The 20098-nt window shown below is 60.9% G+C and carries 17 protein-coding genes and 1 tRNA gene; 9 read left to right on the forward strand and 9 right to left on the reverse strand.

All coding sequences use genetic code 11. From position 1 onward, the window contains the following. Window positions 1–344: 344 nt before the first annotated feature. The 5 genes from OKC30_RS12245 to OKC30_RS12265 all read left to right on the forward strand — a co-directional run bounded on the left by OKC30_RS12245 (window position 345) and on the right by OKC30_RS12265 (window position 4055). A complete protein-coding gene (locus OKC30_RS12245) occupies window positions 345–1133 on the forward strand; it encodes a transporter substrate-binding domain-containing protein (protein WP_010675255.1) in 789 nt (262 codons plus the stop codon). A 99-nt stretch (window positions 1134–1232) separates the two neighbouring features. Next, window positions 1233–2177: an amino acid ABC transporter permease gene (locus OKC30_RS12250; protein WP_041201654.1), complete on the forward strand. Its 945-nt coding sequence runs from the start codon at window positions 1233–1235 to the stop codon at window positions 2175–2177. Beyond that, on the forward strand, window positions 2161–2283 hold the full coding sequence (locus OKC30_RS12255) for a hypothetical protein (RefSeq protein ID WP_258555843.1): 123 nt from the start codon (window positions 2161–2163) through the stop codon (window positions 2281–2283). Before OKC30_RS12250 ends, OKC30_RS12255 begins: the two co-directional genes overlap by 17 nt. Next, complete coding sequence (locus OKC30_RS12260; protein ID WP_010675257.1) at window positions 2267–3010, forward strand: amino acid ABC transporter ATP-binding protein; 744 nt, start codon at window positions 2267–2269, stop codon at window positions 3008–3010. Before OKC30_RS12255 ends, OKC30_RS12260 begins: the two co-directional genes overlap by 17 nt. Window positions 3011–3215: 205 nt before the next feature. Next, complete coding sequence (locus tag OKC30_RS12265; protein WP_270664187.1) at window positions 3216–4055, forward strand: sterol desaturase family protein; 840 nt, start codon at window positions 3216–3218, stop codon at window positions 4053–4055. Window positions 4056–4122: 67 nt separating this feature from the next. Here the strand turns inward: OKC30_RS12265 and OKC30_RS12270 are convergent, their stop codons facing one another. The 9 genes from OKC30_RS12270 to tadA form a co-directional block, all read right to left on the reverse strand. Further along, the gene (locus OKC30_RS12270; protein WP_052815414.1) at window positions 4123–5532 is read right to left on the reverse strand and encodes a basic amino acid/polyamine antiporter; all 1410 of its coding nucleotides are present in this window, start codon (window positions 5530–5532) and stop codon (window positions 4123–4125) included. A gap of 9 nt (window positions 5533–5541) precedes the next feature. Next, on the reverse strand, window positions 5542–6444 hold the full coding sequence (locus OKC30_RS12275; RefSeq protein ID WP_270809639.1) for a homocysteine S-methyltransferase family protein: 903 nt from the start codon (window positions 6442–6444) through the stop codon (window positions 5542–5544). A gap of 293 nt (window positions 6445–6737) precedes the next feature. Further along, complete coding sequence (locus tag OKC30_RS12280) at window positions 6738–7280, reverse strand: hypothetical protein (RefSeq protein ID WP_160838645.1); 543 nt, start codon at window positions 7278–7280, stop codon at window positions 6738–6740. A gap of 18 nt (window positions 7281–7298) precedes the next feature. Continuing rightward, entirely contained in the window at window positions 7299–8618 is a 1320-nt protein-coding gene (locus OKC30_RS12285; RefSeq protein WP_041213150.1) for a hemolysin family protein, read from the reverse strand. Between the two features lie 241 nt (window positions 8619–8859). Further along, complete coding sequence (gene phoU / locus OKC30_RS12290; RefSeq protein ID WP_029314752.1) at window positions 8860–9570, reverse strand: phosphate signaling complex protein PhoU; 711 nt, start codon at window positions 9568–9570, stop codon at window positions 8860–8862. 179 nt (window positions 9571–9749) lie between these two features. Continuing rightward, on the reverse strand, window positions 9750–10568 hold the full coding sequence (gene pstB / locus OKC30_RS12295) for a phosphate ABC transporter ATP-binding protein PstB (protein ID WP_010675264.1): 819 nt from the start codon (window positions 10566–10568) through the stop codon (window positions 9750–9752). A 104-nt stretch (window positions 10569–10672) separates the two neighbouring features. Next, the gene (gene pstA, locus OKC30_RS12300; RefSeq protein WP_045524164.1) at window positions 10673–12322 is read right to left on the reverse strand and encodes a phosphate ABC transporter permease PstA; all 1650 of its coding nucleotides are present in this window, start codon (window positions 12320–12322) and stop codon (window positions 10673–10675) included. Between the two features lie 17 nt (window positions 12323–12339). Beyond that, complete coding sequence (locus OKC30_RS12305) at window positions 12340–14577, reverse strand: ABC transporter permease subunit (RefSeq protein WP_160838643.1); 2238 nt, start codon at window positions 14575–14577, stop codon at window positions 12340–12342. Window positions 14578–14744: 167 nt separating this feature from the next. Beyond that, on the reverse strand, window positions 14745–15293 hold the full coding sequence (gene tadA, locus OKC30_RS12310; protein WP_103242896.1) for a tRNA adenosine(34) deaminase TadA: 549 nt from the start codon (window positions 15291–15293) through the stop codon (window positions 14745–14747). A gap of 378 nt (window positions 15294–15671) precedes the next feature. Between tadA and OKC30_RS12315 the strand changes: the two genes are divergently transcribed. From OKC30_RS12315 to aceA, 4 genes are all read left to right on the forward strand, one after another. After that, window positions 15672–15748, forward strand: a tRNA-Pro gene (locus OKC30_RS12315). 257 nt (window positions 15749–16005) lie between these two features. Beyond that, complete coding sequence (locus OKC30_RS12320) at window positions 16006–16146, forward strand: hypothetical protein (protein ID WP_010675269.1); 141 nt, start codon at window positions 16006–16008, stop codon at window positions 16144–16146. 692 nt (window positions 16147–16838) lie between these two features. Then, a complete protein-coding gene (aceB, locus tag OKC30_RS12325; RefSeq protein ID WP_160838641.1) occupies window positions 16839–18446 on the forward strand; it encodes a malate synthase A in 1608 nt (535 codons plus the stop codon). A 69-nt stretch (window positions 18447–18515) separates the two neighbouring features. Further along, window positions 18516–19829, forward strand: coding sequence for an isocitrate lyase (gene aceA, locus OKC30_RS12330; protein WP_270809640.1), 1314 nt, complete (start codon window positions 18516–18518; stop codon window positions 19827–19829). Window positions 19830–20098 lie beyond the last annotated feature (269 nt).

Below are 20098 nucleotides of genomic sequence, written 5' to 3' on the forward strand. Positions count from 1 at the left end.
CCTATCTGGAAAAGGTACTGGATGCTGGGTTGGCTAAATTGACCTCAATTTAACAATTTGTTCACGCTCTCACCCTGCCATTAGATAGATATGTTGTTTTCATGTGGTTTTATGAGTCACCACGACGGATAAAAGTCTCCATAACTTATTGAGTCTTCTGGCACAAACAGGTTTTGGTACATTTTTCATCCAACGAACCATTCATAGAATCTCATATGGGGCTTTTGCCCCAACCAAGACAATAATCCTGTCTTGCCTGCTGCCGGATGCAGCAGTCTCTTGTGCCATGGAGTCGCACGGGAGCAGGTTCAAGGCCGACCACATTTACGACAGAGACGTCATTTATGATCAAAAAACTCATTCTTTCTACCCTGCTGCTGTGCGGGCTGGCCAACGCCGCGCCCACTTCCACCCTGGATGCCGTACTGGAGCGCGGTGTGCTGCGGGTCGGCTTCGATGCCGGCTATCAACCCTTCGAGATGACCAACAAGCAGGGCCAGTACATCGGCTTTGACGTGGATCTCGCCAAGATGGTCGCCAAGGAGATGGGCGTGAAGGTGGAGTTCGTCAACACCGCCTGGGACGGCATCATCCCCGCGCTCTTGACCGACAAGTTCGACGTCATCATGGGCGGCATGACCGTCACTCCCCAGCGCAACCTGCGCGTGAACTTTGCCGATCCCTACATCGTCGTCGGCCAGACCATCGTGCTTCGCAAGGACAAGGCGGGCGAAATCAAATCCTTCCAGGACCTCAACGATCCCAAATACAAGATCGCGGTCAAACTCGGCACCACCGGCGAGCAAGCGGTCAAGCGCATGATCCCCAAGGCCACCCTGCTGCAGTTTGAAACCCAGGATGACGCCAAGCTGGAAGTGATCAACGGCAAGGTGGATGCCTTCGTCTACGACCTGCCCTACAACGCCATCTTCGCGTCCCAGAACCAGGGCGCCGTGGTGCACCTCGACAAGCCGTTCACCTTCGAGCCGCTGGCCTGGGCCATCCGCAAGGGGGATCAGGACACCCTCAACTGGTTCAACAACTACCTGCGCCAGATCAAGGGCGACGGCAGCTACGACCGTCTCTACAAGAAGTGGTTTGAATCCACCGCCTGGCTGAACCAGCTCAAATAACCTCTCAAAGGGGCGGCATGCCGCCCCTTCACGCAGACTCCCCACACGATAACGACAAAAGAGGTTGTGACAGTGATCAACCCCAAACTCACAAGACAGATGGAAAAACAGCCCAATCAGCTGCTCTGGCACGGGATCTTCCTGCTGCTGGTGCTCGCCGCCATTTTCGGCATCTACAAGGCCGTGCAGGCAGTGGATTACACCTGGCGATGGGAACGCATTCCCCAGTACATCGCCTATCAGGCAGAACAGAAACACTATGCCGAGTTTGACGGCACCGTGGTCGCGGACAAGGGACAGCTCTTCCTGCAAGACGATCTCGACCCCAGCCGCCGTCAGGCCATCGCTCCCAAGGGCTCCCAGCTGGCTGAAGGGGATACCGTCTTCCTCGGCGATACCCTGGATGTGCAACTGAGCTGGACCGCTGGCCCCATCGCCTGGGGCGTCTGGGTCACGGTCAAGCTCTCCCTGGTGGCAGGCATCTTCGCCATCCTGCTTGGCACCCTGGCCGGGCTCGCCCGCCTCTCCCCCAATCCGGCCCTGCGCAACCTGGCCGTGACCTATGTGGAGCTCATCCGTGGCACCCCGTTGCTGGTGCAGATCTTCATCGTCTATTTCTTTATCGGCACCGTGCTGAACCTCGACCGATTCACCGCTGGTGTGGCGGCGCTCGCGGTCTTCACCGGCGCCTACGTGGCGGAGATCGTGCGCGCCGGCATCAGCTCCATTCACAAGGGGCAGATGGAAGCGGGCAGAAGCCTTGGCATGACCTCGGCCCAGACCATGCGCTACGTCATCCTGCCCCAGGCCTTCAAACGGGTGCTGCCACCGCTCGCGGGTCAGTTCATCAACCTCATCAAGGACTCCTCTCTGGTCTCCGTCATCTCCATCACCGATCTCACCAAGGCGGGGCGCGAAGTGGTCAGCTCCACCTTCAGCCCGTTCGAGGTGTGGTTCACCGTGGCCCTGCTCTATCTGGTGCTGACCGGCACTCTCTCCTTCCTGGTGCGTCGTCTGGAGGTGAAATATGCGCGCAGCAACTGATCCCGTTATCAAGGCGCCATCGGTGTCGAAATGTTCTGCCATCACCGGCACTCCCTGCCCCTTCCCGGTGCGTCGTCTGGAGGTGAACTATGCGCGCTGCAACTGATCCCATCATCAAGGCGACCGGTGTAGAGAAGTTCTACGGCACCGAGGTGCACGCCCTGAAAAACGTCAGCACCCAGGTGGCCGAAGGGGAAGTGGTGGTGATCGTGGGGCCGAGCGGCTCGGGCAAGTCCACCTTCCTGCGCACCCTCAACCAGCTGGAGACCATCAACGATGGCAATATCGTGGTCGACGGCATCAGCCTCACCGAACCCGGGGATGTCAACAAGCTGCGGGAAGAGGTGGGCATGGTGTTCCAGTCCTTCAATCTCTTCCCTCACCTGACGGTGCTGGACAACATCACCCTGGCCCCCCAGAAGGTGAGAGGGCTCTCTCGCCAGGAGGCTGAGGAGCGGGCCAAGGCCCTGCTGCTCAAGGTCGGTCTCTCCAACAAGGCCCAGAGCTACCCCTCCCAGCTCTCCGGCGGCCAGCAGCAGCGGGTGGCCATCGCCCGGGCGCTCGCCATGCAGCCGCGCATCATGCTGTTTGACGAGCCCACCAGCGCCCTCGACCCAGAAATGGTGGGAGAGGTGCTGGACGTCATGAAGGGGTTGGCCCGCGAAGGGATGACCATGGTGGTGGTGACCCACGAAATGGGCTTTGCCCGGGAAGTGGCGGACAGGGTGCTCTTCATGGAAAGCGGCGAGTTGCTGGTGGACGAGAAACCCGCCGACTTCTTCGACAATCCCCCCTCCCCGCGCCTGCGCCAGTTCCTGAGCCAGGTGCTATAACCCGCGATGCACCAGCACGAAGAGGGAGCCCATGGCTCCCTCTTCTATGCTTGCCTTCTTCACCCCCCCAGATCATCTCCCTGGCGCATTCCTTTTCGCAGCCTTTTGCCATCGGGTTGTCACCACGCCAACGAGCAAGGATGTTAATGAAATTTTAAATTCATCCGGTATGCTGACATCCAACTGGTCCAACCGGATGGCTCACATGGATGTGCAACTGCTCCTGCTCTACCTATCCCCCCTCTTTCTGGCCTTTATCGGCTGGGAGATGCTCTACCTGCGCAAGCATGGTGCCGCCTTTCCCACCGCCGGTTATCAGTGGAAGGATCTCTTCGCCAACGCCACCCTGGCGCTGATGCATCAGGGGGGCGATGCCCTGGCGGCCATCGCCATCGCCTACCTCTACGACGCCCTCTGGGGCTGGCGACTATTCGATATCGAACTAAACCTCTGGAGCCTTTTGCTGCTCTTTCTGTTGCAGGATCTCTGCTACTGGCTGTTCCACTTCGCGAGCCACCATGTGCGCTGGCTCTGGGCCTCCCACGTGGTGCACCACAGCTCGGAGCGGCTCAACCTCTCCACCGCCTTTCGCCAGAGCCTGATGTATCCGGTCTCCGGCATGTGGCTGTTTTGGATCCCCATGATCCTCATCGGCTTCCCCCCCGAGGCGGTGGTGGCCACCGTGCTCTTGAGCCTGGGTTTTCAGTTCTTCGTCCACACCCAGGTGGTGGGCAAGCTGGGCAAACTTGAATGGATCTTCAACACCCCCTCCCACCACAGGGTGCACCACGCCAGCAACGCCAGATACATCGATCGCAACTTCGCCGGCGTGCTCATCATCTGGGATCGGCTGTTTGGCACCTTCGTGGAAGAAGACTTGGGCGAGCCGTGCCGTTTCGGCATCACCAAGCCAATCCACAGCTTCAACCCGCTCACCCTCACCTTCCACGAGTGGCGCGACATGCTGCAAGAGGCCCGTGGCCTCCCCTGGCGGCAAAAGCTCGCCGTGCTGTTTGGCAAACCGACGGGCCCCACCAGCGGTTGACCCACCGACCAGGATAAAAAAAGAGCGCCCAGGGGCGCTCTTTTTCATGACAGGGACACCCCCCGGGTCAGACGTGAACGAAGGACCAGACGGCGGGGATCAGGCTCAGCAGCGTCACCCCGGCCAGCAGCCGTTCGCGCCCGCTGAGCCGCTGTTCGGCACCGAGCTGGCGACGGCTGTAGAGAAACAGCAGCAGACCCGGCCCGTAGAGCAGAAGCGACAGCAGCAGGTACTCCACCCCGGCGGCGTAGAGCAGCCAGAAACCATAACCGCTCGACACCATCGCCACCACCCGCATCAGGCCGCGGCCCTGCCCCCCCTTGCCACTGAAGACCAGCTTGAGCAAGAAGAGGCCGATGAGCAGGTAGGGCACCAGGATCATGGAGGTGGAGATGAGCAGCAGGTTGGTGTACCCCTTGCCAAGCAGCCACACCAGCAGCAAGCAGCCCTGCACCGTCAGGCTGGTAAGCCAGAGCGAGGCGATGGGGGTGCCGTTGCGGTTCTCACGCCGGAAGATGGCCGGGAAGGCCCCGTGACGCGCCGCGCTGAACGGCACCTCGGCCGAGAAGAGGGTCCAGCTCACGTAGGAGGCGAGCACCGACACGATGAGGCCGGCGCTGATGAGCAACTTGCCCCAGGAACCCGTCATCTGGGCCATCAATCCCGCCATGGAGGGGTTGGGCAGGGCCGCAAGCTCCGGGCGGCTCAATATTCCGAGCGCCAGCACCGAGATGAGCACATAGAGCAGCAGCGCCAGCACCACGCCGAGCACGGTGGCGGTGCCCACATCCCGCTTGTTTCTCGCCCGGGCCGAGAGCACAGCTGCCCCTTCGATGCCGGTGAAGACCCAGAGGGTGATGAGCATGGTGTTGCGCACCTGCTCGGAGACCGGTACCGCCAGGGTGCTGCCCTCCTGATCCGCCGCAAAGGTGACCGGATCGAACCAGTAGCAGGCGAACAGGATGAACAGCAGCAGCGGCAGGCTCTTGGCCAGGGTCGCCACCAGATTGAACAGGGCCGCCTGCTGCACGCCGCGGGCCACCAGCAGGTGCACCGCCCAGAGGATGCAGGACTCGCCGACAAAAGCTGCCAATGTGTTGCCCTCGCCAAACCAGACCCGCTCCGGCGTGTCGACGAAGCTGCCCAGCGCCGCGAAGGCGATCACCAGATATCCCACCACGCCGATGGTGGCACAGAGCCAGTATCCCCAGGCGGAGAAGAACCCCACCAGCTCGCCAAAGCCGGCCCGGGCATAGCTGTAGATGCCGCCGTCGAGCTCGGGTTTGAGCCGCGACAGGTAGAGGAAGCTCATGGCCAGCGCCAGTATGCCGACCCCGGTGACGGCCCAGCCGATCAGCACGGCGCGGGCGCCCGCCACATCGGCCATGTTCTGGGGCAGGCTAAAGATGCCGGCCCCCACCATGGAGCTGAACACCAGCGCCGTGAGGGACCAGAGCCCGATCTTGCTCTCTTTCATGGGCGCTCCTTAACGCAGCCGGCTGGCCAGCGCCTCGATGTGTTCCGGGCCGATGCCGCAGCAGCCGCCGATGAGGTTTGCCCCGGCTCTGCGCCAGCGCTCGGCCCAGCCGAGGTAATCCAGCGGCCCCAGATCGCCACGGATCTCGTCCAGACCGTCATTGGCAGTCGCCTCCTTGGGCTGGGGCGGGAAGGCGTTGGCATAGGCGCCGAGGCGAACGTCGGTGCGCCCCTGAACCTGCAACGCGGCGACGGCCACCTTGAGCGCCCCTTCAATCACCTCGGGCTGGCAGCAGTTGAACAGGATGGCATCCACCCCGGCCGACGCCAACGCGGTCACGGCATCCGCCACCCGCTCGCCGGAGCGCAGGGTGGGCTCACTGCCCGGCGCCTCGTCTTCCAGAGTAAAGGAGACCCAGAACGGCTTGCCGTCCTCGGGCAGCAGGGCCTTGAGGGCCAGGGGCTCGGCGATGAGGCTCATGGTCTCCGCCAGCCAGAGATCCACATGGGGTGACAGGGCACGGATAAGCGGTGTCGCCAGCTCGCTCACCCGCTCGGCCTGATAGAGGTCCGCACGATAGGAGCCAAAGAGCGGCGGCAAGGAACCAGCCACCTTGACGGCTCCCCCCTGCTCGTCGGCCACGTCTCGGGCCAGTTGCCCGGCCAGAGCCGCAAGTACCTCCCCTTGGGCGGCAAAGCGTGCCTCGCCGATATGGAAGGGCACCAGGGCATAGCTGTTGGTGGTGATCACCCGGGCACCGCTCGTCGCATAGGCCTGGTGTACCTCGCGCACCGTCTCGGGCGCTTCCATCAGCGCCAGTGCCGACCACTCCGGTTGACGGAACGGCGCACCACGCCGCGCCAGTTCACGACCCATACCGCCATCGAGTACCCACAAATCCTGCTTGTCCATCTCTGTCTCTCTGCGTCTCCCCGCCATGACGGGTGTTTATTGTGTGAAACCACATTAAGCCATCAAAACATCTAGACGGCTAGAAATCCCAAATATCATGACCCAAAGTAGAACAAGAGGCAATCGGGGGCTACGAACAAATCCGGGCAAGCTCAGGATGATGGCGGCAAAGGGAGGTCTCCCCGGCACAGGCATCACCTGGCCAGGCACTGAAACGACAAGAGGCCACCCCGGGGGGTGGCCTCTTGTGAAACAGGGGATCAAGGCGGGCACAGCCGCCGATAACCAGGGGCTCAGCGCCCGGCCAGCACCCGCTTGGTCTGCTTGACCCAGTCGGAGACCCGGCCCTGCTGGGGATAGCCCTGCCAGATCTGCTCCCACTGGGCGGGGCTGAGGGGGCGGCCCAGCCGACGCTGCACCCCGGCATAGAGGTAGTCGTGGGCCGTGGTGCGTGCCTGGGCCGAGGTGAGGAACTTGGCAACAGGGTCAGTGAGACGCACGTCCCTCATGCCGAGCAGCGGATAGTCGCTGTGCACCGCCGCCAGCATGGTCTCGCGCATGGCGGATTCGATGTAACCCCGGGCAAACAGGGCGGTGACCGATTCAAGCGACCCTTGATCCGGGCCGTGATACTCCTCGTCGAACACCGGGCTGGGCTCTGCCACGGCGCTTTGCACCACCGCATCGGGATCCTGCTGCGGGACCACCACGGCAGGCTCGGGAGCGACGGGTTTGGCAGGCGTCACCGGCTTGCGCGGTGCGCTCTGGCTGCAGGCACCCAGTGCCAGGGCGAGCGCCACACAGGCCAGCGCACGGGAATGAGTCTTCATCTTCATGATTGCTAACGAACTCCTTTAGGATTCCTGAGCGGGCTTCTCATTGCTCGCAGGTTCTACCCGGGTGACCAGCAACTGGTCAATCTTGTAACTGTCGATGTCCACCACTTCGAACTTATAACCGGCATATTTGACCGAGTCGGTGCGCTTGGGGATCTTGCGCAGCATGTACATGATGAAACCGGCGATGGTCTCGTAGTTCTGGTTTTCCGGGAACTCCTCGATGTCGAAGGCGCGCATCACGTCGGAGATGGGGGTCACCCCGTCCACCAGCCAGGAGTTCTCGTCCCGCTGCACTATCTGCTCTTCCACCACGTGGGTGGCCCACTCCCCCATGACGGTACTCATCAGGTCATTCATGGTGACGATGCCCACCACCAGGGCGTATTCGTTCATCACCACCGCAAAATCGCCGCGATGGTTCTTGAAGTACTCCATCGCCTCGTAGAGGTTGAGGGTGTCGGGAATGATGATGACGTTCTGCACCAGGGAGCCGCTGTTGAGATCGATGCTCTGGCCGCTGATGACGCGGATCAGCAGCTCCTTGGCATCCACGAACCCCTTGATGCTGTCGAGGTTGTGGTCGCACACCAGGAACTTGTTGTGGGGGTGCTCGGCGATCTTCGCCTTGATGCTCTCCTCCCCCTCTTGCAGGGTGAAGTAGATGAGGCTCTCCCGCGCCGTCATGGCGGAAGTGACACCCAGAGACTGGAGCTCGAACACGTTCTCGATGAGCTGGTGCTCCTCGCGTTGGATGACACCGGCTTCGGCACCTGCATCCATCACCGCATAAATATCGTCGGAGGTGATCTCGTCGTTGCGCACCATGGAGATGCGCATCAGCCGGAACAGGCCGTTCGCCATGCCGTTGAACAGCCACACCAGCGGCATCAGCAAGGTGACGCACAGCATCATGGGACGCACCACCACCACAGCGATCCGCTCGGGCATGGTCATGGCAAGGCGCTTGGGCATCAGGTCCGCTATCAGGATGAACATGCCGGTGACGAAGACAAACGAGGCCGCAGAGCTAATCTGGCCGAGCCAGGGCCCCTGGTAGAAGCCGGCAATCAGCTCCCTGATGGCGGGATTGAGGGCGGATTCCCCCAGGATACCGCCGAGGATGGCGACGGTATTGAGGCCTATCTGCACCACGGTAAAGAAGTTGCCCGGCTGGGCCTGCAATGCCAGCACCTTCTCGGCGTGGCGGTTGCCCTCGTCGGCCATCACCTGCAACTTGATCTTGCGGGAGGCGGCAAGGGAGATCTCGGAGAGTGAGAAGAACACGCTGCCGGCGACCAGCAGCATCAGAAAGAACAAACTATCGGCAAAACTCATGATTAACCTATTGCTACAGCCGCCTTAGCACAAGACGGCAAACTGGGCCCGGGAAACCGGACCGTGACTCCATCCGGGACTCACACAGGGGCCATATTCTAGCAGAAAAGCGCCCGCCGGGTGGCGTTATCTTGAACTGCCGTGCCATGCAATGAAAAAGGCGCTCAAAGCGCCTTTTTATTCAATCAGAGTTGGATTCCCGTCGTGCAGCCGCGACGGGAGCTCCACCCAAGGCGCCCCATCAGCCCTTGCCCAGCAGATCGCTCAGGTCATCGGCCTTGGTGTGACGCACATCCTTGCCCTTGACGTAGTAGACGATGTACTCGCAGATGTGCTGGCAGCGATCGCCGACCCGCTCGATGGCCCGTGCCGCCCAGAGCACGTTGAGCACCTGGGGGATGGTGCGGGGATCTTCCATCATGTAGGTCATCAGCTCGCGGATGATGGACTCGTATTCGCGGTCCACCTTGTCATCTTCCTTGTAGACCGCCAGGGCGGCATCCAGATCCATGCGGGCGAAAGCGTCGAGCACGTCGTGGAGCATCTTGATGGTGCGACGTCCCATGTTCTCCAGCGACACCAGCGGTGGCTGGGGCTTGTTGGCGTTGTCGGTCAGCATGCGGGCAATCTTGTCCGCCACGTCGCCGATCCGCTCCAGATCCGTGATGGTCTTGATGATGGCCATCACCAGCCGCAGGTCGGATGCGGTGGGCTGACGCTTGGCGATGATGCGGGTGCACTCCTCGTCGATCGCCACTTCCATGGCGTTGACCTTGTGGTCGTTGGCCACGATCTTGCGCGCCGCATCCAGATCCTGGCCATGGATGGCGGCGATGGCGTCGGTGAGTTGCTTCTCCACCAGCCCCCCCATCACCAGTACCTGATTGCGCACGCTCTCAAGCTCGGCATTGAACTGACCGGAGATGTGTTTGTTGAGGTTCATATTGTCCATACCAGTAATCCTTGTTGCTCCGATTATGCCTTAGCCGTTGAACTGACTGCCAATCTGTTTGTTGATGCCCATCTTGTTCATCTCAATCACCCTTGTTGCACCAACATGCCTTAGCCGTTGAACTGACTGCCAATCTGCTTGTTGATGCTCAACTTGCTCATCTCAATCAGCGGCATCCCTTAGCCGTAACGACCGGTAATGTAGTCTTCGGTCTTCTTCTTGGCCGGGGTGGTGAAGATGGTGTTGGTATTCGAGTACTCGATGAGTTCCCCCATGTACATGAACGCGGTCTGATCCGAGACCCGCGCCGCCTGCTGCATGTTGTGGGTCACGATCACCACGGTGAACTGGCTCTTGAGCTCGTTGATGAGCTCCTCGATGGTGAGGGTGGAGATGGGGTCCAGCGCCGAGGTCGGTTCATCGAGCAACAGCACTTCCGGCTCGATGGCGATGGCACGGGCAATCACCAGACGCTGCTGCTGACCGCCGGAGAGACCAAAGGCGTTGTCGTGCAGACGATCCTTCACCTCCTCCCACAGGGCAGCACCGCGCAGGGAACGCTCGGCGGCCTCGTCCAGGGTACGGCGGTCATTGATGCCCTGCAGGCGCAGGCCGTAGACCACGTTCTCGTAGATGGACTTGGGGAAGGGGTTGGGGCGCTGGAACACCATGCCCACCTGACGGCGCAGGGCGGAGACATCCACGCTCTTGTCGTAGATGTTGTGGCCGTGCAGCTGGATCTCCCCCTCGATGCGGCAAATCTCCACCAGATCGTTCATCCGGTTGATGCAACGCAGCAAAGTGGACTTGCCGCAACCGGACGGGCCGATGAAGGCGGTGACCTGACCCTTGGGGATCTTCATGTTGACGTTGAACAGCGCCTGCTTGTTGCCGTAGTACAGGTTGAGATCCTTCACCTCCAGCGCAGTCTGCTCCGGGGTCAGGTTGAGCAGGTCGGTGGCGGTGTGCGGGGCCGAACTCGGTGTTACGTTGATCATCTGTTTACCTCAAATTCTCTTGGTGGCAGCGTGCAAACGTCTTGCCCGCTGCCGGAATATCTGGCTGGCAGGGAAGGCCCCTGCCCGTCTCTGTAATGGCTGGATTAATGTTCCAGCGACCGGAATTTCTCGCGCAGGTGGTTACGAATACCGATCGCCGTCAGGTTGAGGCCGACGATCACCGTCACCAGCAGGAAGGAGGTGGCGTAGACCAGAGGACGCGCCGCCTCGACGTTCGGGCTCTGGAAGCCCACGTCATAGATGTGGAAGCCCAGGTGCATGAACTTGCGCTCCACGTGCAGGTACGGGAAGTTGCCGTCCATCGGCAACGTGGGAGCAAGCTTCACCACCCCCACCAGCATCAGCGGCGCCACCTCGCCCGCCGCACGGGCGATGGCCAGGATAAGGCCGGTCATGATGGCCGGGCTGGCCATGGGCAGCACGATGCGCCACAGGGTCTCGGCCTGGGTGGCACCCAGCGCCAGCGAACCCTGGCGAATGGTGCTCGGGATCCGGGCCAGCCCCTCTTCGGTTGAGACGATCACCACCGGCAGGGTCAGGATGGCCAGGGTCAGGGCTGACCAGATGACACCGGGGGAGCCAAAGGTCGGGCTCGGCAGCGCTTCCGGGTAGAAGAGGCGGTCGATGCTGCCCCCCAGGGTGTAGACAAAGAAGCCCAGGCCAAACACGCCGTAGACGATGGAGGGCACCCCCGCCAGGTTGATCACCGCGATGCGGATGATCTTGGTCAGGCTGTTCTTGCCCGCATACTCGTGCAGGTAGACCGCCGCCACCACCCCGAGCGGGGTCACGATGATGGCCATCAGGATCACCATGAAGACGGTACCGAAGATGGCAGGGAAGACGCCGCCCTCGGTGTTCGCCTCCCGGGGGTCATCGGAGACGAACTTGCCAATCTGGTGGAACCAGTGACCCACCTTGGCCATCAGGCTCATGTCGTTGGGCCAGACTACATCCAGCACCCGGGACATCGGCATGGTCACCAGCTCGCCGCGCATGTCCTTGACGGTGATGCTGTCTCTGTCCGCCTGGGTACGCAGGGAGAAGAGCTCTTTCTCCAGCACCTGGTAACGGTCGTTGAGGGCCTGACGCTCGCTCGCCAGCTCGGCTTTAAGCTGATCGGTCAGCTTGTCATCCAGCTCGGCCTTGCGCTCTTTCAGGCGCAGGCGCTCCAGCTGATAGTTGATGCTGCCGATGGCCCCTTTTTGCAGGTCGTTGGCTTGGCTTGAGAGGCCGTTGGCACGGGCCAGCACCCGCTGCAAGGCGGGATGCAGATCCGTGGTCAGCTCCTGGCCATCTTCCTTCACCGAGGTGATGTAACCATAGAAGTTGCCGTTGGTGGCGCGTTCCACCATGGCGAGCTCCGCCGGCTGGGCGCGCGATTTGATATCGGTCTCCAGCACCCAGCGAAAGTCGAGGTCCACGAACTCCCGGTTGCCGGTCTTGACCAGATAACGGGTAATCTCTTCGCGATCCTCCCCTTCCAGCGCCTGGCCTGCGGCGCGCAGGCGCTCCACCGGCACCAGCTCCCGGTCGTTGATCTCGCCAATCAGGACGCTCTTGTTGCCGCTTGCATCTTCAAGTTGCCACTCATAGATGGGATGGGGCCAGAAATAGACCAGACCACGCCAGCCAATCAGCAACAACAGACCCAGTACGGCCACCAGACTCAGGCTGACGGCGCCCCCCGTCATCCAGATCCAGGGGGCCCCCGATTTAAACCACTTACCCATTGTCGATTCCTTAGTCCTTACAGAGAGCTGTACTTTTCACGCAACCGCTGGCGGACGAATTCGGCCAGGGTATTGAACAAGAAGGTGAACACAAACAGCACGAAGGCGGCGAGGAAGAGCACCCGGTAGTGGGAGCTGCCCACCTCCGATTCCGGCATCTCCACCGCGATGTTCGCCGCCAGGGTCCGCAGCCCCTGGAACATGGAAAAGTCCATGATGGGGGTGTTGCCGGTGGCCATCAGCACGATCATGGTCTCGCCCACGGCGCGGCCAAGGCCCATCATAACCGCCGAGAAGATGCCTGGGCTCGCGGTGAGGATCACCACCCGGCTCAGGGTCTGCCACGGGGTCGCCCCCAGCGCAAGCGAGCCCTGGGTCAGGTGCTTGGGCACCGAGAAGACCGCGTCTTCGGCGATGGAGAAGATGGTGGGGATGACCGCAAAGCCCATGGCGATACCGACCACCAGGGAGTTGCGCTGGTCAAACTTGATGCCCATGTCGTGGGTCAGCCAGATGCGCGAATCACCGTGCATGAAGGCGTTCTCGATGATGGGGCTCAGGGCGAAGGCGCCCCAACCGATGAACAGCAACACAGGGATGAGCAGGATGGCGTGCCAGCCTTCCGGCAGCCAGGTGCGGCCTCGCTCCGGCAGATAGTTCCACACTAGGGCGGTGAGCAGCATGCCCATGGGCAGCAGGATCAGCAGCAGGATCACCCCGGGCAGGGCCCCTTCGATGATGGGCGCAAGCCACAGACCCGCCAGGAAGCCGAGGATGACGGTCGGCAGCGCCGCCATGATCTCCACCGTCGGCTTGACGTATTTGCGCAGCCCCGCCGACATGAAGTAGGCGGTATAGATGGCACCGGCGACACCCAGGGGCACCGCGAACACCATGGCATAGAAGGAGGCTTTCAGGGTGCCGAACACCAGGGGCACCAGGCTCAGCTTGGCTTCGAAGTCGTTGCTGGCGGAGGTGGACTGCCACACGTACTGGGGCTCGGGATAGCCTTCATACCACACCTGTTGCCAGAGGGCAGACCAGGTTACCTCGGGGTGATCGTTCTCGACGTCAAAGACCTTGAAGTCATCCCCCTGCTGGGTCAACAGCAGGTTGTGGCGAGGAGAGATGGCAACGGCAGCCAGGTTGCCCCCGTCAATCTTCTCGCCAAGCAGCTTGGCTTCGCCGGTGGCATGGAAGAAGTTGATGGTGCCGTCGCTGCCTGCGCTGATGAAGCCCTTGCGAAAGTGCTCGGGGGTCAGCAGGGCGACCGGCGCGTCACCCTTGAAGTCACGGATCTGGGTGAACTGGCGCTTGCCATCCTTTGCCACCTCGAACCACTGGGAGATGACGCCGTTGTCGTTGCCCACCAGCAGGGAGGACGCACCGGAGAGCAGGGCCACCTGGGTCACGCTGGCATTGGGGGCGTTGATCTCCATGACATTGCGCAGGGAGATGTCGCTCAGGTTGTGGATGTCATAGACCGACAGGCGGTTGCCCTCGCGCACGAACAACAGGCGCAGGTTCGGGGTCAGCAGCATCTGGTCAACATGGCGTGGCAGGGACGGAATGGTGTAGGTCTGGCTGCTCCACTCGATTTCGCCGGAGAGGAAATTCTCCTCGCCGCTCATCACCATCAGCACACCACGACCATCTTCGGTCACGGCCGCAGTCGCCATCTTGTCCTTGGTCGCCTCGAAGACCATGCGCGTCAGCGCCTTGCCCTGGGGATCGATCACCACGGGGGTCTCGCCGAAGGGATATTGCAGGCTGGGCTCAATGACGCGAACGTCATTGGGATAGGAGATCTTGAAATAGGGTTGCACCACCTGAGCCTTGCCGTTGGCAAACCCATAGGCGATGAGTTTCTGGCCCGGCGCAGGCGGCGCGACCGCCGTGATCTCGCCGTTCACCTGCGCCTCGCCAATCACCTGTCCGGTCTTGATCTTGCCATCCGGTTGCACGGCAAAGAATTTGACCTTCCCCTGGTCGCTGAAGCGGTAACCTATCTCGTTTTGCTCCTCGACCCCGAGCCAGGCGGTTTTGCCCTTGATGGGCAGGGTGAAGGAAGCGGTGCTCTCCATGCTGGCGCCATTGAAGATGGGCTTCACCACATAAAGCAGGTAGAAGAAGATAAGCAACAGCGCCACCAGCACCAGGGCTCCCCCTGTGGTGACGCCATATTTGGCCAATTTATCCTTGATCCGGCGTTTTCGACTGCCCGCCATGACCAGATTTAACGATTCCGATGACATGCAAGACCTCAATGTGAGCTAGGCTTGGCGGCATTATATGGCGGATGCATGACAGTTTTGTTACATCAACAGCGGCAAAGAGCGCAGGCTCCATCGGGGGGTGGCAGTTGGTATTCGGGGGGAAGCAGGCAGCCGGTCTGGCAGTGAAATAAAAGCAAACGGGGCCATCAGGCCCCGCTGTCATCTTGAGGAAGCGCCTCTTTCGCGGCGAGTCTGGCCGCCTTCTTCTCGGCGCGGCGCCGTTTGAAGAAATCCGACAGCTGGGCCGAGCAGGCGTCGGCGAGCACCTCCCCCGTCAGTACCACCTGGTGGTTGTGGCGGGGATCCAGCAGGATGTCGAACACAGACCCTGCCGCCCCCGTCTTCAAATCCCGGGCACCATAGACCACCCGCTTGACCCGGCTGTGGATGAGGGCGCCGGCACACATGCAACAGGGCTCCAGCGTCACATAGAGGGTGGTGTCGAGCAGGCGATAGTTTTCAAGCTGCTTGCCCGCTTCCCGAAGCGCCATCACCTCGGCATGGGCGCAGGCGTCGTGCTCGCTGATGGAGCGATTCCACCCCTCTGCCACTATCTTGTCCCCCAGCACCAGCACGGCGCCTACCGGGATCTCGCCTATCCCCTCCGCCCTGGCGGCCAGGGCCATGGCATGGCGCATCCAGCGTTCGTCCTGCTCGCGCTGGCTGATCTGTGCTGCAACTTCAGATGGTTTCACGCCCTGATCCTCTCGTCGATATGATGTCGGCTTGCCTGGCCCCTGCACGGCATCGGCCGCGCACTCCCGGATTGCTGCGTCCCGGCCCTGGGCACACCGGGCCCCTTCCCCCTCGCGCTAGCCGGTAGCCCACGGCAGAAGATGCTGTCAATGAAAGAGAGGCCAAAGGCCCCGGCGACATCGGAACGCCCCGAGTTGGGTGTTCGCCACCCTGTGCCCGCCTAAGGGGGCGGCGATTATGCCAAAACTCCGGCCAGGGCCCAAGTTGCATCTTGGCTGAACAATAAAGAAGCAGTCGGCATCTCCCTGATAAAAAAGGAGTTGCGCCCGCCAAATCATCCGATTAGACTTCCTCCCCGTCAGCCGAGCTGACTCCGTCGGTGTGTAGCGCAGCCAGGTAGCGCATCTGCATGGGGTGTAGAGGGTCGGAGGTTCGAATCCTCTCACACCGACCAAATTCCCCGAAAATAGCCCAGTCAAACGACTGGGCTATTTTTTTGCCTGCACACCCGACGCTTGCCTCTTTTTCCTCTCGCCTCCCCCGTTCATCGGGTCGCCGCTTTTTATTGGCATGAATTTTATACAGATCCATTTGAAGCTTTCATAAAGTGCCGCTAGGATACGCAACTTTTCCGCCGGCCATAAAAACAGGGAGGTGGACACTAGGGTGATGGAATCACCGACCGGCTTGCAATCAATGAGGCAAGCATCCATGACCCAAGCTGTTGACTCCCAGCCCGTTCAGCCCCTGATCTCCCCCACGCCCTCCGAGCTCGATTCCGCAGAGCACGGGTTTGGCAGTTCAGTGCACCTCGATGTGATCGATCTCGCCGCCCCGGATGAAGATTACTGAGACGAGCCCGTGCCATAGTGCGGTTCAAGACGCCGGTTTTGCTGTCCGGCACCACCCTTGACCCCGGCCAACAGACCGCCACCGCAAATAACGATAAAATGCTAGTTTTTCTTCAAAAATCAGTTTAATTGACCATCTTCTGCGCCCCAACCTCCCTCTCCTTCATGGACACGCCGTGATACAAACCTACGTTATTGCTCGTCATTTCCCTCTCTCATGTTCGCCTTCGCCATTTTGACCCAATTTGACATTTTAGTTTTAAACATCAGTTCACTACCCGGTCACTTCATAGCCCTCATGCAGGCTGGATTGAACGAAGGCATTTCATACAGCTGTTTTTGCAAAGCTTGGAGTAATGTCGGGATTTGTTTTTGCATTTGTAATTTTATTACGTAATTAGTTACATTTTTAACCCATCCCCTCTACCGAAATCCTCCCCCCTGCCGCCCCGGCGACCCAAGAGCATAACCATCTGCAAAGAGCTTTTACACTAATCACATAAATCCATTTAAAACAGCATCTTAACTATCATCAAAAAACACCCGTTTTAAAAATCAAGTTGACGAATCCGCCATTCTTTTGCACCTTATGAATCGTGTTACCCCGCTGTTACGGGGAGTTTGAAAGAAAGGGATATAGACGTTAGTCGTAGTTAATAAATTCAAAATGTAACTTTTGGAGGAGTACCCACTATGTCGGCACCGGCCCAGACCATCAGCAGCACCCGCCTGCACATTCAAGGCGAGATGCTTCCCGATTACGCGCAGATCCTGACGCCGGATGCGGTGGCCCTGGTGTCCGAACTGGTGGAACGTTTCGCTCCCCAACGCAATGAGCTGCTGAAGCAGCGAGTCGCACGCCAGGCCCGTATCGATGGCGGCGAGTTGCCGGACTTCCTGCCAGAGACCGCCCATATTCGCGATGGTGAGTGGACGGTGCGCGGCATTCCCGCCGATCTGCAGGACCGCCGTGTGGAGATCACCGGCCCGGTCGAGCGCAAAATGGTGATCAATGCCCTCAACGCCAACGTCAAGGTCTTCATGGCCGACTTCGAGGACTCCCTGGCCCCGGCATGGAACAAGGTGATCGAGGGCCAGATCAACCTGCGCGATGCGGTCAACGGCACCATTGCCTACCAGAGCCCGGAGGGGAAGGCCTATACCCTGAATCCCAACCCGGCCGTGCTCATCTGCCGGGTTCGCGGTCTGCATCTGCCGGAGAAGCACGTCACCTTTGATGGTGCCCCCATTCCCGGCGGCCTGTTCGACTTCGCCCTCTATTTCCTGCACAACCACAAGGCGTTGCTGGCCAAGGGCTCCGGTCCCTACTTCTACGTACCCAAGCTGCAGAGCCATCTGGAAGGGCGCTGGTGGAGCGAGGTGTTCGCCTGGACCGAGGACAAATTCGGTCTGCCCCGCGGTACCATCAAGGCCACCGTGCTCATCGAAACCCTGCCGGCGGTATTCGAGATGGACGAGCTGCTCTATCAGATGAAGGATCACATCGTCGCCCTCAACTGCGGTCGCTGGGACTACATCTTCAGCTATATCAAGACCTTGAAAAACCACCCGGATCGCGTCCTGCCGGATCGTCAGGTGGTGACCATGGACAAGCCGTTCCTCTCTGCCTATTCGCAACTCCTTATCAAGACCTGCCACAAACGCGGCGCGCTGGCGATGGGGGGCATGGCCGCCTTTATCCCGGCCAAGGATCCGGCAGTGAACGCCGAAGTCTTCGCCAAGGTGAAGGCGGACAAGGAGCGTGAAGCGAACAACGGCCACGACGGCACCTGGGTCGCCCACCCCGGCCTCGCCGATACCGCCATGGCGGTGTTCAACGCCACCATTCCGGTGGGTGCCCAGAACCAGATCGGCGTGCTGCGCGAGCAGGATGCCCCCATCACGGCCGCCGACCTGCTGGCCCCCTGTGAGGGTGATCGCACCGAGGCGGGCATGCGCACCAATATCCGCGTCGCCCTGCAATACCTGGAAGCCTGGATCAACGGCAATGGCTGCGTGCCCATCTACGGACTGATGGAAGATGCCGCCACCGCCGAGATCTCCCGCACCTCCATCTGGCAGTGGATCCGCCACGGCAAGACCCTCTCCAACGGTCAGGCAGTGACCAAGGCGCTGTTCCGCCAGATGCTGGCCGAGGAGCAGGAGGTGGTCAGAGGCGAAGTGGGCGAGGCCCGCTGGCAATCGGGCCGTTTCGCCGAGGCAAGCGCCCTGATGGACGAGATCACCTGCGCCGACACACTCATCGATTTTCTGACGCTGCCCGGCTACGAGCGGCTGTGAGACCCGGGCCGGTAACGGCCCCCATAACAAGTCAATGGAAACGTGAAATCAATGAAAGAGGGAACTGATATGGCACTGACCCGTGAGCAACAGATCCAGGCTATCGAGAAAGACTGGGCAGAAAACCCCCGCTGGAAAGGGATCAAGCGCGGCTACAGCGCCGAGGACGTGGTGAACCTGCGTGGCAGCCTGCAGCCGACACACACTCTGGCCCAACGCGGCGCCGACAAACTGTGGGAGCTGATCCACGGCGGCGCCAAGAAAGGCTATGTAAACTGCCTCGGCGCCCTGACCGGCGGCCAGGCGGTGCAGCAGGCCAAGGCCGGCATCGAAGCCATCTATCTCTCCGGCTGGCAGGTGGCGGCGGACAACAACCTCTCCTCCACCATGTACCCGGATCAGTCCCTCTACCCGGCCAACTCCGTCCCCTCCGTGGTGGAGCGCATCAACAACTCCTTCGCCCGGGCCGACCAGATCCAGTGGGCCAACAAAGTTGGACCAGAGGACAAGGGCTTCATCGACTATTTCCTGCCCATAGTAGCGGATGCGGAAGCCGGTTTCGGCGGCGTGCTGAACGCCTTCGAGCTGATGAAGGGGATGATTGAAGCGGGCGCCGCCGGCGTACACTTCGAAGATCAGCTCGCGTCCGTGAAAAAATGCGGCCACATGGGCGGCAAGGTACTGGTCCCGAGCCAGGAAGCGGTGCAAAAGCTTATCGCAGCCCGCCTCGCGGCAGATGTCTGCGGTACCACCACCCTGGTCATCGCCCGCACCGACGCCAACGCAGCGGATCTGCTGACCACGGATGCCGATCCCTACGATGCCGGCTTCCTGACCGGTGAGCGCACCAGCGAGGGCTTCTACAAGGTGCAGGCCGGCATCGAGCAGGCCATCTCCCGCGGCCTGGCCTACGCCCCTTACGCCGACATGGTGTGGTGCGAGACCGCCAAGCCCGATCTGGACGAGGCGCGCAAATTTGCCGAGGCCATCAAGGCCCAGTACCCGGACAAGATCCTGGCCTACAACTGCTCCCCGAGCTTCAACTGGAAGAAGAACCTGGACGATGCCACCATCGCCCGCTTCCAGCAGGAGCTCTCCGACATGGGCTACAAGTACCAGTTCATCACCCTGGCGGGTATCCACAACATGTGGTTCCACATGTACGAGCTGGCCTACCAGTACGCCCGTGGCGAGGGAATGAAGCACTATGTCGAGATGGTGCAGCAGCCGGAATTCGCCGCCGCCAAGCGGGGCTACACCTTCGTGGCGCACCAGCAGGAAGTGGGTACCGGTTACTTCGACAAGGTGACCACCGTCATTCAGGGCGGCCAGTCGTCGGTGACCGCGCTGACCGGCTCGACCGAAGAAGATCAGTTCCACTGATAGCTGTGTAATGCTCGCAAACAAACCCCGGCCAAGTCCCGGGGTTTGTCGTTATGGGGCTTAGAACCTATCCCAGTAGGCGTAATCGTTGAAGGCAGTTTGAACACGGACAGCGCGCAGAAACCGGAGCGTACTGTAGTACGTGAGGATTTCGAGCACTGCCCAGGTTCAAAATGGCGAATAAGATAGCCTATTGACATCCTCCCCCACCTTAGCGCTTCGCGTCACAGGAGGGGGATTCCCATTACTGGGTGATAGCTGCTCGCGCA

This window comes from Aeromonas sp. QDB18 (assembly GCF_027705325.1).
Classification (GTDB): domain Bacteria; phylum Pseudomonadota; class Gammaproteobacteria; order Enterobacterales; family Aeromonadaceae; genus Aeromonas; species Aeromonas caviae.